Annotated in this window: 9 protein-coding genes and 2 tRNA genes; 5 read left to right on the top strand and 6 right to left on the bottom strand. The window is 42.2% G+C overall.

Features of this window, described 5'->3' with window-relative positions; genetic code table 11:
• Window positions 1-32 precede the first annotated feature (32 nt).
• The 5 genes from ACFN7Z_RS11120 to pyrC form a co-directional block, all read right to left on the bottom strand.
• Window positions 33-108, bottom strand: a tRNA-Glu gene (locus ACFN7Z_RS11120).
• 175 nt (window positions 109-283) lie between these two features.
• Complete coding sequence (locus ACFN7Z_RS11115; RefSeq protein WP_010326366.1) at window positions 284-1,714, bottom strand: amino acid permease; 1,431 nt, start codon at window positions 1,712-1,714, stop codon at window positions 284-286.
• A gap of 409 nt (window positions 1,715-2,123) precedes the next feature.
• Window positions 2,124-2,199: transfer RNA gene (locus ACFN7Z_RS11110), tRNA-Glu, on the bottom strand.
• Between the two features lie 20 nt (window positions 2,200-2,219).
• A complete protein-coding gene (rnt, locus tag ACFN7Z_RS11105; protein ID WP_010326367.1) occupies window positions 2,220-2,879 on the bottom strand; it encodes a ribonuclease T in 660 nt (219 codons plus the stop codon).
• A complete protein-coding gene (pyrC, locus tag ACFN7Z_RS11100; protein ID WP_010326368.1) occupies window positions 2,864-3,898 on the bottom strand; it encodes a dihydroorotase in 1,035 nt (344 codons plus the stop codon). Before pyrC ends, rnt begins: the two co-directional genes overlap by 16 nt.
• Before the next feature lie 151 nt (window positions 3,899-4,049).
• Between pyrC and ACFN7Z_RS11095 the strand changes: the two genes are divergently transcribed.
• Window positions 4,050-5,312, top strand: a complete 1,263-nt coding sequence (locus ACFN7Z_RS11095; protein WP_010326369.1) for a GGDEF domain-containing protein — start codon at window positions 4,050-4,052, stop codon at window positions 5,310-5,312.
• 56 nt (window positions 5,313-5,368) lie between these two features.
• Here ACFN7Z_RS11095 and argG read toward each other — a convergent pair whose 3' ends face one another.
• Window positions 5,369-6,712, bottom strand: a complete 1,344-nt coding sequence (gene argG, locus ACFN7Z_RS11090) for an argininosuccinate synthase (RefSeq protein WP_004694013.1) — start codon at window positions 6,710-6,712, stop codon at window positions 5,369-5,371.
• 626 nt (window positions 6,713-7,338) lie between these two features.
• Between argG and lldP the strand changes: the two genes are divergently transcribed.
• The 4 genes from lldP (at window position 7,339) to dld (ending at window position 12,919) form a co-directional block, all read left to right on the top strand.
• Window positions 7,339-9,006, top strand: coding sequence for an L-lactate permease (gene lldP, locus ACFN7Z_RS11085; protein ID WP_171056716.1), 1,668 nt, complete (start codon window positions 7,339-7,341; stop codon window positions 9,004-9,006).
• Window positions 9,007-9,038: 32 nt separating this feature from the next.
• The gene (gene lldR / locus ACFN7Z_RS11080) at window positions 9,039-9,782 is read left to right on the top strand and encodes a transcriptional regulator LldR (protein ID WP_010326372.1); all 744 of its coding nucleotides are present in this window, start codon (window positions 9,039-9,041) and stop codon (window positions 9,780-9,782) included.
• Between the two features lie 2 nt (window positions 9,783-9,784).
• Window positions 9,785-10,939 carry an FMN-dependent L-lactate dehydrogenase LldD gene (gene lldD, locus ACFN7Z_RS11075; RefSeq protein WP_005399760.1) on the top strand — a complete coding sequence of 385 codons (1,155 nt, stop codon included), beginning with the start codon at window positions 9,785-9,787 and terminating at the stop codon, window positions 10,937-10,939.
• Window positions 10,940-11,221: 282 nt separating this feature from the next.
• Entirely contained in the window at window positions 11,222-12,919 is a 1,698-nt protein-coding gene (dld, locus tag ACFN7Z_RS11070) for a D-lactate dehydrogenase (RefSeq protein WP_010326373.1), read from the top strand.
• Window positions 12,920-13,043: the final 124 nt, after the last annotated feature.

Here is a 13,043-nt window from a genome sequence, read left to right as displayed (position 1 = left end):
TGAATAAGTGTTGATCGGATAAGATCAAGAGATGGCGTCCCTACGGGGATTCGAACCCCGGTTACCGCCGTGAAAGGGCGATGTCCTAGGCCTCTAGACGATAGGGACGTTGTGAGGTGATGCGTATATTAAGGATTAAAGGCCTATTTGTCAAAAGGGTTTTTGCTCTGTGATGGTTGAAAGTTCAAACATTAGGCAAAACAAGTAATTAAATTGAATGAATTTTTTATTGTTGCAAAAGTGAGCTCAAAAAATAAGCTTGAGCTCACTTTGCTGAAGATGCTTAGTTTTTATTGTGATAGAGCCAATAGTAACTGGTATAGCAAGCGGCCATAAAGAGCAAGCAGCCAATAAAACCTGAAAGCATTTCAGGGTCTGCCGCCATACTTAAACCTGTCGCAGTACAGCAGATAAAGCCTAGGATCGGAACCAACGGATACCACGGGGTACGGAATTTCAATTCCGATAAAGCATGACCTTGCTTTAACCATTGGCGACGGAAGTTAAACTGACTCCAGCAAATACTCATCCAGACAATCACCATAGTGAATGCTGCAACACCCATCAAGTTCTTAAAAATGACATCTGCACCAAACTGCTCAGAGAGCAAGCCTGGTAAGCCACCAATCATGGTGACCCAAATGGCAATATAAGGCACCCCAGATTTACTTACTTTGGCAAAAAGCTTGGGGAGTTGGTTTTGTGAGGACAGGGCCCACATCATACGAGATGCAGCATATAAGCCTGAGTTTGCGGTTGATAATAATGCCGTGATAATCACAAAACGGATAAAATCTTCGGCGTAAGGAATACCCATCTGGGTAAATACAGTCACAAACGGGCTGCTGCTTAAGCCGCCATGTCCACCTACTTGCAAACCTGTGTTTGTGTAGCTAAGTAGCGAACTGATGACAATGATGGTACCAACAAAGAAAATAATCAGGCGCCAAACCGCGGCATGAATGGCTTTGGGTACATTTTTTTCTGGGTTTTCAGTTTCACCTGCGGCAATACCAATCATTTCTGTGCCATTAAAGGCAAAGTTCACAATTAATAAGGTGGTAAACAACGGAATAAGGCCATTTGGTAGCCAGCCTTGTGCGGTTAAGCTGTTAAATAAGGGGGCAGATTCATACCCTTGAAAAGGGATAACACCGAAAATACAGGCAAAGCCTAATAGAATGAAAATAAGTACAGTTGCGACTTTAATCATGGACAGCCAAAACTCAGACTCTGCAAAAGCTCGGGTTGAACTAAGGTTTGAAATCAGGACGCCACTGGCAAAGATTAGCGTCCATAACCAGATCGACGTATGTGGGAACCATTCCTGTACCAAAATGGCTGCTGCGGTAAATTCGGTGCCAAGTGTTGCCGACCAGCCGAGCCAATACATCCACGACACCATATAACCTGTGCCAGGGCCAATATAACGTGTTGCAAAGGCACCAAATGAACCAGAAACAGGTAAATGTACTGCAAGCTCTCCAAGGCAAAGCATGACCATATATGCGATCAAACCCCCAATAATATAAGCCAGCACAGCACCGAGAGGGCCTGCCTGAGAGATCACTTCGCCTGAGCCCATGAACAGGCCTGTACCAATGGCACCACCAAGCGATAACATGATCAGGTGGCGTGTGCTCATGGCACGTTTTAATGAGGTATTTTGCAGTGAATCAGTTGACGACTGCGAAGGCGGCGTTGCAGATTGCATAGAAAATCAAAGAATGGGCTTAAAGTTATATTCTAGTTTTTAATAAGATGAAAAATCACGTGAATTGAAATTTTCTGATGAACTATCGGTATCAATTTAAAAAACAAATGCTTAAAGACTATCTTTTAGTGGTCAGGTGTTGGGTAAGAAGGGCTGTTTTCAACACTTGAGTGGATTTCTTGTGCGACAGGGTCTTGTTTAGTGTTATTGGTTCCTTGTTGGACAAACCATAGATAAAAAATAGAAGGCGATAGAATTAATAAAAAGATTAGAATTTTCTTAAGCATAACAATCAACCTTGAAAAACACAGACCATAGTATAGCGAGCGTATGGTTAAAACTGAAATGAAACATCGGTGGTCAATAGCCGATTAAATGAAAAGTGATGTGTTCTAGAAATAGAATAAGATGGCGTCCCTACGGGGATTCGAACCCCGGTTACCGCCGTGAAAGGGCGATGTCCTAGGCCTCTAGACGATAGGGACGTTGCGAGGATGGCGGTATCTTATTGATCCGCCATCAGAGTGTCAAGTAGGTGTGGTGCGAGTTTGTTCAAAATATAACAGAACAGTTCGGCGGTCTTTTGAGTATCGTATAAAGCCGAGTGGGCCTCTTTACCATCGAACTCTATCCCAGCTTGAATACATGACTTCGCAAGAACAGTCTGACCAAACATCACAGCACTTAGGGTGACGGTGTCAAATACTGAAAAACTGTGAAATGGGTTTTGATTTTTAGTACCTGTACGTGCAATCGCTGCTTGTACAAAGCCTAAATCAAAGTGGGCGTTATGACCGACCAAGACCGCATGTGTACAGTTCTGTTGGCGACGGACTTCATTGACGGCTTTAAAAATACGTTTTAATGCTGTTTTTTCGTCTTCAGCCATGGCCATGCGCATGGGATTAAAGGGATCAATACCAATAAAGTCCAGTGAACGACGGTCTAGATTTGCACCTTCAAAGGGATTGATATGCGCATGATGTGCAGGGCCCGGTACAAATTGACCTTCTTCATTATAAATAATCGGAATTGCAGCAATTTCCAATAAGGCATCGGTCTGTGCATTAAAACCTGCTGTTTCGACATCGACAACAACAGGTAGAAAACCACGGAAACGCTGACCAATTATTGGCAATGTTTCATTTGTCACACTTTTCTCCATTGAATGGTTTTACCCGCATACAGCGGAATAATCTGTTCACCATCCAAATAGTCTAAACTCTCAGGGATGACTTGGTCTTCTTTTACCAGTGTAATTGTTGAAGTATTGCGCGGTAGACCGTAGAAGTCTGCACCAAAGTGGCTGGCAAAACCTTCAAGGCGTTCAAGTTTACCCACTTGATCAAAGGCTTGAGCATAAAGTTCAATTGCCGTTGGTGCGCTGTAGCAGCCTGCACATCCACATGCATTTTCTTTGGCATTTTTAGAGTGTGGTGCACTGTCTGTGCCTAAGAAAAACTTAGGGTTGGCACTGGTCGCAACTTCGAGCAAAGTTTGCTGATGGGTTTGACGTTTTAAAATGGGTAAGCAATAGAAGTGCGGTTTAATGCCACCAACCAACATATCATTGCGGTTAAACAGTAAATGCTGCGGGGTAATGGTTGCAGCGACATTGCGGTCTTGTTCTAAAACAAAGTTGGCCGCTTCACTGGTGGTAATGTGTTCTAAAACCAATTTCAGTTTTGGAAATTGCTTTAGCAACGGAGAAAGAACTTCGTCTAAGAATCGCTTTTCACGGTCGAAAATATCGACATGATTGTGTGTGACTTCACCATGCAGCAGTAATGGAACCTGATGTTCTTCAAGTTGCTCAATAACGGCATAGACTTTACGAATGTCGCTTACACCATTGTCTGAATTGGTGGTCGCGCCAGCAGGGTAGAGTTTAATCGCATTTACAAACTCAGAGTTTTTAATTTTCTTGACTTCTTCAGGTGAAGTTGTGTCAGTAAAATACAACACCATACGTGGGTCGAAAGCATTACCTTCTGGTACGTGCGCCATGATGCGTTCACGGTACGCATTCGCTTCCTCAACCGTTTTAACAGGCGGTACGGTATTTGGCATACAAATAGCGCGTGAAAACTGTTGGGCTAAATCGGGAACCGTACGTTGTAATGCAAGACCATCACGAAGGTGAGCGTGCCAATCATCTGGCTGGAGAATCGTAATCGTATTCAAGGCGATTTCTGTCAAAGAAATAAAACAGATGATAATGCATATGCGCCAAAAATGGTAATGACAAATAAAGGCATCTTGTCTGATTATTATGATTTATCTTTGTAATTTTGTGTTATTTTTAGGCAACTACAAGAATTAAATCTGGTCTGGTATGGAATATAAATACAACCTCGCCAAACTTCAGTATGACAAAGAAAAAATGGAAGAGCTGATTACACGACACAACCGTCGCATTGGTCAGGTTTTTCCTCAGAAATTAGAACAAGAGTTTTGGCGATTAAACTTAGAGCGCGCACGTCGCAATATTAATGACTTTCTTTGGTCTGGTGTTTTGGCTTATTTTATTTTCGCCATTTTGACGATTCCGGGGGATTACTGGATTATTGAACAGTCTCACTTTAAACAAGATTTTATTCATTGCTTATTGGGGCTGCTAAATGGTGCAGTTTGTCTTTTATTTCTTTATGTTTTTTCACATTTTGTCAAGCTGAAGCCTTTTTTTGCCTATGCAGCCATGTTTGCTGTGTTTTGGGCCGTGGTCTCGACGACTTGGTTGACCATATCGGTGCATACCGAAGCTTTGCGTCATCAAGCGATGATGATCATTTGCATGATTTATGTCTTGGGGTATTTGCTGACTGGGGTAAAACCAGGATATGTTTTTATGACTGGTATGGCAGCCGCTGGGGTTTCATTTTTAGTCCTGATTTCGACTCTGGTCAAGTTTGATGCGATCGTGATGGGGCGTGTAATGTTTGGTAGCTGTTTGCTGGGGTTTATCATCAGCCGTATGATCTACGCCCGCGAGCGCATCATTTTTTTAAATATTCGTCGCGCTAAAATTAGTGAAAAAATACATCGAATACATACTTCAGAATTGCTGCATTTGAGTCAGAATGATGAGCTGACGAAGATATCAAATCGGCGTAATTTTGACGAAATGATGGATACTTATTATGAGCAATCACGTCAGGATGAAACACCCTTGTCGATTTTGTTTATTGATGTTGATTTTTTCAAAAAATATAACGACTGTTATGGTCACCAAAAGGGCGATGATGTGATTTCATCGATTGCAAAATCTATTAAAAATGCGATTCGGCATATGGATTTTGTGGCGCGTTATGGCGGCGAAGAGTTTGTGGTGTTATTACCTGAAACTGATGCACATGGCGCTTATGCGGTGGCTTCAAATATTTACCGAGCGATTGAACGTTTGGAAATTCCGCATCAAATGTCTGAAGTATCTCCATTTGTCACCATTAGTTTAGGAATTACGGTCTTTAAAGGTGAGGTGGATTTGAGTAAAGTCGAGTTGCTGGGTATCGCAGATCAGGCTTTATACCGCGCCAAGCAATTGGGGCGTAACCAGATTTATTATCAGCCCTTAACCACATCGACTTGTATAGAATGAATCGCTAAAATAAAAAAAACCGCTCTTATGAGCGGTTTTTTTGACATTCAACAAACTTATTTGTTTTTGTCTTTTAACTGTGGAACAGCAGAACCAGTACCTACAGCTAATAAACCAGTATTGGTATAAATACCAAGTTTCGCACGAGTATCTGTGATGTCCAAGTTACGCATAGTTAACTGACCAATACGGTCCATTGGCGTAAACATTGAATCGCCTTTCTCCATCGTCAAACGCTCAGCTTCATAAGTGAGGTTTTCAGACTCAGTGTTCATGATGGTGTAGTCATTACCACGACGAAGCTCTAAAGTCACAGTACCAGTGATGGCTTTGGCAACCCAACGCTGTGCAGTTTCACGAAGCATTAATGCTTGAGAGTCGAACCAACGACCTTGGTAAAGTAAACGACCTAAACGTAGACCGTTAATACGGTACTGTTCAATCGTGTCTTCGTTATGAATACCAGTAACCAAGCGCTCATAAGCAATATGTAGAAGTGCCATACCTGGTGCTTCATAAATACCGCGAGATTTTGCTTCAATAATACGGTTTTCGATTTGGTCAGACATACCTAGACCATGACGACCACCAATACGGTTGGCTTCAAGAATGAACTCAACAGGGTCTTCGATACGTTGACCATTAATTGCAACAGGGAAGCCTTCTTCAAAAGTAATCGATACTTCTTCAGCTTTAACTTCTACGTCGTCTTTCCAGAATGCAACGCCCATGATTGGGTCAACAATTTTGATCCCTGCATTGAGGTATTCAAGATCTTTTGCTTCGTGGGTCGCACCCAACATGTTTGAGTCAGTTGAATACGCTTTTTCTTTTGACATTTTGTAGTCAAAGCCGTTGTCGATCAAGAATTGCGACATTTCAGCACGGCCACCTAATTCATCAATAAACGTTTGGTCTAACCAAGGCTTATAGATTTTAAGTGCAGGGTTGGTCAACAAACCATAACGGTAGAAACGTTCAATATCGTTTCCTTTATATGTTGAACCATCACCCCAGATGTTGACATCATCTTCTTTCATTGCGGTAACAAGCATAGTCCCTGTTACTGCGCGACCCAATGGCGTCGTGTTGAAATACGGTACACCACCAGTTGAAATGTGGAACGCACCACATTGAATTGCAGCAATACCTTCAAGTGCAAGCTGTAAACGGCAGTCAACTAAGCGAGCTTTGACTGCGCCATACGCTTCCGCTTTTTTTGGAATCGCATCGTAGTCGTCTTCATCAGGCTGACCTAAGTTTGCTGTATAAGCATAAGGTTCTGCGCCTTTTTGTTTCATCCACAAAAGTGCAGCTGAAGTATCTAGACCACCAGAGAAGGCAATACCAACTTTTTTGCCAACTGGGACATTCTGCAAGATAGTTGCATTATCAGTCATTGTTAATCCTAACGATATAAATATAGGCACCGAGAATGGGTGGCCTGAAAGAATACATATGTCCGCGATTGTAGCACTTTTCCAAATGGTTTTTCTAAAAAATCATAGGGCTTTAAAAATATTAAGGCTCATGTGCATATCGATACTGTTGAAAAAAATCTGGATAAAATCGGTTTCTATATTGTGTGCTCAATTTTTGTCTTTTTAGAAGATGTTTAGGCTGTAAATTAATCAAAAAAGTGGGGAGGTTGGTTTGGTTTTAAATTGGTATTACCAATATTGTGTGATTTTTCCATTTTTTGAGTATTAAGCTGGATTTAAGTTCGGTGATTATTTTTTATATTATTAGACTAAAGTCTAAAATTAGCATTATTTTCATAAAAATATCAGTAAAAACAATGATATTAATTTGATTGAAATATGATCGTGTTTATAAAGGTAGTTGATATTGGTCATACCAATATTAACTTTTAATTGAAGTTTTACTTCATTTTAAATCAAAATAAGCCAAGTATAAGTCATTATTGGTTTGTTTCTCTTTACGGTTGCTCATATTGGTCTGTCCAATATTGGCAAAAGTGCCAATAATATGCTCAAAATTAAATCTTAGTAAGCATTTCAAGGAGATGACAATGCTTCAATGGCAGCAAATGTATGACCCGATGGGGAATATTTGGATTTCAAGTCTAATTGCACTGATTCCGATTATCTTCTTCTTTTTGGCGCTCGCGATATTTCGTTTAAAAGGCAGTGTGGCAGGTACGATCACTGTTGTACTTGCACTTCTTGTCTCTTTATTTACCTATAAGATGCCGGTGCTGATGGCATTCGCATCGATGGCTTATGGTTTCCTCTACGGTTTATGGCCAATTGCATGGATCATTATTGGTGCGGTATTCCTGTATAAAATTTCAGTGAAGACAGGCCAGTTTGACATCATTCGTTCTTCTATTCTCTCAATTACTGAAGATCAGCGTTTACAAATGCTGTTGGTGGGTTTTGCTTTCGGTACTTTCTTAGAGGGTGCTGCAGGCTTTGGTGCTCCTGTGGCGATTACCGCAGCATTATTAGTCGGTTTAGGCTTTAAACCGTTATATGCAGCAGGTCTCTGTCTAATCGTAAACACAGCACCTGTGGCTTTTGGTGCAATGGGTATTCCAATTATTGTTGCTGGACAAGTCTCTGGTGTTGATACGATGGAAATCAGCCAAATGGTGGGCCGTCAGCTACCATTTATGGTGCCAATCGTGTTGTTCTGGATTATGGCAATTATGGACGGCTGGCGCGGTGTTAAAGAAACATGGCCTGCAGTTGTGGTGGGTGCAAGTAGCTTTGCAATTGCACAATACCTAACTTCTAACTTTGTCGGTCCAGAATTACCTGATATTACGGCTGCAATTGCATCCTTGGTTTCTTTAACGATTTTGTTTAAATACTGGCAGCCGAAGCACATTTTCCGTTTTGCAGATCAAGACGCAACGATGAGTGAAGATGTGGCTGCACAAAAACAGCAAAAATACACTGTAGGACAAATTGCAAAAGCATGGTCTCCATTCGCGATTTTAACTGTGATGGTGACGATCTGGAGTGTGAAACCGTTTAAGGATTTATTTGCCAAAGACGGTGCATTGCATGATCTCGTGATTTCAATCAAAGTGCCATTTTTGCATCAAATGATTCAAAAAATGCCACCCGTGGTTGCTGAAATTAAAGACTATGACGCGATTTACAAGTTTGATTGGATCTCGGCTACAGGAACTGCGATCTTTATTGCAGCATTGATCACAATTGCCTATTTGAAGATGAAACCGAAAGATGCTGTGGTAACTTTTGGTGAAACTCTGAATGAGTTGAAAGTTCCCATTTATTCAATTGGTATGGTGTTGTCTTTTGCTTTTATCGCAAATTATTCGGGTATGTCTTCGACCTTGGCTTTGGCTCTTGCACATACAGGTTCGGCATTTACGTTCTTCTCGCCTTTCTTGGGTTGGTTGGGTGTATTCCTCACGGGTTCAGATACCTCTGCCAATGCACTGTTTTCAGCACTTCAGGCTACTACAGCTCAGCAAATTGGTGTGCCAGAAGTTTTACTGGTGGCAGCAAATACCAGCGGTGGTGTGACCGGTAAGATGATTTCACCGCAATCGATTGCGATTGCGTGTGCGGCAGTAGGACTGGTTGGTAAAGAGTCTGATTTATTCCGTTTTACCTTAAAACACAGTATAACGTTCACAATTATGATGGGTATTATGATTACCCTACAAGCCTATGTGTTCCCATGGATGATTCCATAACACAAATTGTGTATCAACGTTAAGGAAAGCAGATGAAAGTCTCCGATAAAGCTGTACAAAGCCTGCGTGTATTGATTGAACAAAGCAATATGCAAGTTGGAGACCGTCTGCCTGCTGAAAGAAAACTGTGTGAACAGCTTCAAGTCTCTCGCTCTTCTTTAAGAGAGGCCATTTCGCAGTTGACCAGCATGGGTATGTTGGTCAGCAAAGTGGGAGCGGGAACTTTTTTAAAACAATTACCAGCAACTTGGTCCAGTTATCAAATCGTACAACCGATTAGTAATTTGATAAGTGAAGATCCTGCCTACCGATTTGATGTGCAAGAGGCGCGCATTATTTTAGAAGGTGGAACAACTTGGTATGCAGCACAACGCGCAACCCAAGAAGATCTGGTGAACATCCGACATCATTATGATCAGATTAACCATTTTCAGGCTTTGGGAAATGATGACGAGGCGGCTCGTGCAGATGCGAAATTTCATTTAGCGATTGCTGAAGCATCTCATAATTTGGTTTTGATTCAGATGATGCGTGGTCTGTTTGATTTGTTGCAGTTCAACGTCGCTTTGGGACGCCGAAAAGTCTATAGCGAAGCACACCGGTTTGATCAATTGCATGATCAGCACTTTCAAGTCATGAATGCAATTGAACGTCGTGATCCAGAAGCTGCACGTAAAGCAGTCTGTGGACACATTGAGTTTGTAGTACAACAGGTGCGAATGATTGATGAAGAAGAAGCTCGTCGTCAGCGCGCCAGTCGATTAAACAGGATATAAGCATGATTATTTCTTCTGCCAATGACTACCGTGAAGCGGCACGACGTCGTTTACCGCCATTTTTATTCCATTACATCGATGGTGGTGCGTATGCAGAATATACCCTGAAGCGTAATGTAGAAGATTTATCAAAAATAGCTTTGCGCCAGCGTGTACTGAACGACATGTCACAGTTAAGTTTAGAGACCAAACTGTTTGATGAAACTTTGTCGATGCCTGTTGCATTATCTCCTGTCGGTTTAACAGGCATGTATGCACGCCGCGGCGAAGTTCAAGCTGCGGTCGCTGCAGATAAAAAGGGTATTCCGTTTACGCTTTCTACCGTTTCAGTATGTCCAATTGAGGAAGTGGCGCCTGCGATTCAGCGTCCAATGTGGTTCCAGCTCTATGTGCTGCGTGACCGTGGTTTCATGAAAAATGCTTTGGAACGTGCTAAAGCGGCAGGCTGTTCAACCTTGGTATTTACCGTGGATATGCCTGTACCGGGTGCGCGTTACCGTGATGCCCACTCGGGTATGAGTGGCCCAAATGCAGCAATGCGTCGTTATATGCAGTCGTGTTTCCATCCACATTGGGCATGGAATGTCGGCATGATGGGACGTCCGCATGACTTGGGCAATATTTCTAAATACTTAGGCAAACCTACAGGTCTAGAAGATTATATTGGTTGGTTAGGTTCTAACTTTGATCCGTCTATTTCGTGGAAAGACCTTGAGTGGATTCGTGAGTTTTGGGATGGGCCAATGGTCATTAAAGGAATTTTGGATCCTGAAGATGCCAAAGATGCAGTGCGTTTCGGTGCAGATGGGATTGTGGTTTCAAACCATGGTGGTCGTCAGCTGGATGGCGTTTTATCTTCTGCACGTGCACTTCCACCAATTGCAGATGCAGTGAAGGGTGATATTAAAATCCTCGCGGATTCGGGTATTCGTAATGGTTTAGACGTGGTACGTATGCTGGCGTTGGGTGCGGACACGTGTATGCTCGGTCGTGCCTTTGTTTATGCTTTAGGTGCGGCAGGCGGTGAGGGTGTTTCAAATCTGCTTGATTTAATTGATAAAGAAATGCGTGTGGCAATGACTTTAACAGGTGCAAAAACCATTGCTGATATTACGTCTGACTGTTTAGTGAAGTTAGAACGAGAGTTGGCTGAGTAAAACTCTCTAATAAAAGCGAATGAATATAAAGAAGCATCCTTTGCCTCATTTTGAATTAAAAAATTTAAGTTCAATTGCGTAGGCGATACCTTACTTTTCAAAGATGAAAAGTAACAAAAATCTTTTGTTGGGCGAGGGGTAGGTCCTGTACCCCGCCCAACGCCGGCATCCATGCCGCCACACGACATCGAATACCGTGATTAATACGCTTAAAAAATGAATGTGTTATTTCATAATCTAGCTTTATTGAAAAGCTCAAAAAATTAATGGGCAGGATATAAAATGCAATCCAATTTAGACGCACCGCAAACTATTCAAAAGCTCATCACTATTGTGGGTAAACAACACGTTTTAACTGACGATAAAGACACACGTTTATACCGCCAAGGTCGTCGTTACGGTGCAGGGAAAGTACTCGCTGTTGTTGCACCAGGGTCATTACTGGAACAGTGGCAAGTACTGCAAGCGGCTGTTGATGCAGATTGTATTGTGATTATGCAAGCAGCCAATACAGGTTTGACTGGTGGTTCAACACCTTTTGGCGATGACTATGACCGTCCTGTGGTTCTGATCAGCACGCGTCGTTTGGTTGGCATTCAGGTCATTAATGACGGTCAGCAAGTGATTTGTCTACCTGGTGCAACATTAGATCGACTTGAAAAAGAATTGGTGCCATTTAATCGGGAGCCACACTCGGTGATTGGTTCATCGTGTATTGGAGCTTCAGTTTTAGGTGGCGTCTGTAATAACTCAGGCGGTGCTTTGGTTCGCCGTGGTCCTGCTTATACTGAGCTGGCATTGTATGCCCGTGTTAATGATGATGGTCAGTTAGAGTTGGTTAATCACTTGGGAGTGAACCTAGGCGAAACACCTGAAGAAATTCTAAGCAAGCTTGAAACGAAAAATTATCAAATCGGCGATATTATTAATAACTCAGGCTGCTGCGCATCGGACCATCGTTATGGACATGATGTTAAACAAGTTGATGAAAATACGCCCGCGCGTTTTAATGCCGATCCATCTCGTTTATATGAAGCATCGGGTTCGGCGGGTAAAGTGTGTGTTTTTGCCGTACGTTTGGATACCTTTGAAAAAATTCCAAGCCAAGTATTCTACGTGGGTACAAATTCACATGATGATTTGACTGAAATCCGCCGTTTTTTACTAAAAGATTTGCCGCGATTGCCGATTGCAGGGGAATACATCCACCGCGTGGCTTATGACATTGGGGCAGAGTACGGTAAAGACACCTTCATGTTCATTGAAAAACTCGGCACAGCCAAAGTACCTGCTGCATTTGCAATGAAAGATAAGGTCGATGCGTACTTAGAAAAATTTGGTATGAAAGGTCTGTCAGATAAAGTTTTGCAGCTGGTGACCAAATTCATGCCCAATCATTTACCGAAACGGATGAATGCTTTTCGTGACCTGTATGAACATCATTTGGTTATTCGGATTGAAAATCAAGATGTCGAGACAGTTGAAATCTTTTTAAAACGTTATTTCCAAGATAAAACCTCAGGTGATTTTTTCCACTGTACCGAGGAAGAAGGACGTAAAGCATTTTTACATCGCTTTGCCGTTGCAGGTGCAGCAATTCGCTATCGGGATACGCACCGTTCAGAAGTTGAAGATATTGTAGCTCTGGATATCGCATTGCGTCGTAATGATCGAGAGTGGGTGGAAACCTTACCCAAAGAGATGGATGATCTGATTGTTCATAAGCTCTATTATGGTCACTTTTTATGTCATGTGTTTCATCAGGACTATATTGTGAAAAAGGGCGTGGATCCTTTGGCGATGGAACACCAAATGTGGCATTTACTGGATGCACGTGGGGCCGAATACCCAGCCGAGCATAATGTCGGACATTTATATGTAGCAAAACCTGCACTACGAACGCATTATGAAAAGCTTGATCCAACCAATAGTTTTAATGTGGGTATTGGTCAAACCAGTAAGCTGAAGCATTGGCAGTAAAGGGCTTTGGTCTAAAAAACTAAACCAGTGAGGGCAACGTCACTGGTTTTTTTATTGTCGTATGTTTTTGAGAGTTCAGTCGGATTGACCGTAGATGCCAAGAATTTTTTATAAATTGTCATCC

Source organism: Acinetobacter sp. P1332 (assembly GCF_044057475.1).
GTDB classification, from domain to species: Bacteria; Pseudomonadota; Gammaproteobacteria; order Pseudomonadales; family Moraxellaceae; genus Acinetobacter; species Acinetobacter johnsonii.
The sequence above is the reverse complement of the archived record's forward strand: the minus strand, read 5'-3'. Positions and strand labels throughout refer to the sequence as shown.

Coding starts and splice junctions, on each gene's coding strand:
- dld (WP_010326373.1), top strand. CDS start 11,222: ATGCAATCCAATTTAGACGCACCGCAAACTATTCAAAAGCTCATCACT.
- ACFN7Z_RS11115 (WP_010326366.1), bottom strand. CDS start 1,714: ATGCAATCTGCAACGCCGCCTTCGCAGTCGTCAACTGATTCACTGCAA.
- ACFN7Z_RS11095 (WP_010326369.1), top strand. CDS start 4,050: ATGGAATATAAATACAACCTCGCCAAACTTCAGTATGACAAAGAAAAA.
- lldP (WP_171056716.1), top strand. CDS start 7,339: ATGACAATGCTTCAATGGCAGCAAATGTATGACCCGATGGGGAATATT.
- argG (WP_004694013.1), bottom strand. CDS start 6,712: ATGACTGATAATGCAACTATCTTGCAGAATGTCCCAGTTGGCAAAAAA.
- lldR (WP_010326372.1), top strand. CDS start 9,039: ATGAAAGTCTCCGATAAAGCTGTACAAAGCCTGCGTGTATTGATTGAA.
- rnt (WP_010326367.1), bottom strand. CDS start 2,879: ATGGAGAAAAGTGTGACAAATGAAACATTGCCAATAATTGGTCAGCGT.
- lldD (WP_005399760.1), top strand. CDS start 9,785: ATGATTATTTCTTCTGCCAATGACTACCGTGAAGCGGCACGACGTCGT.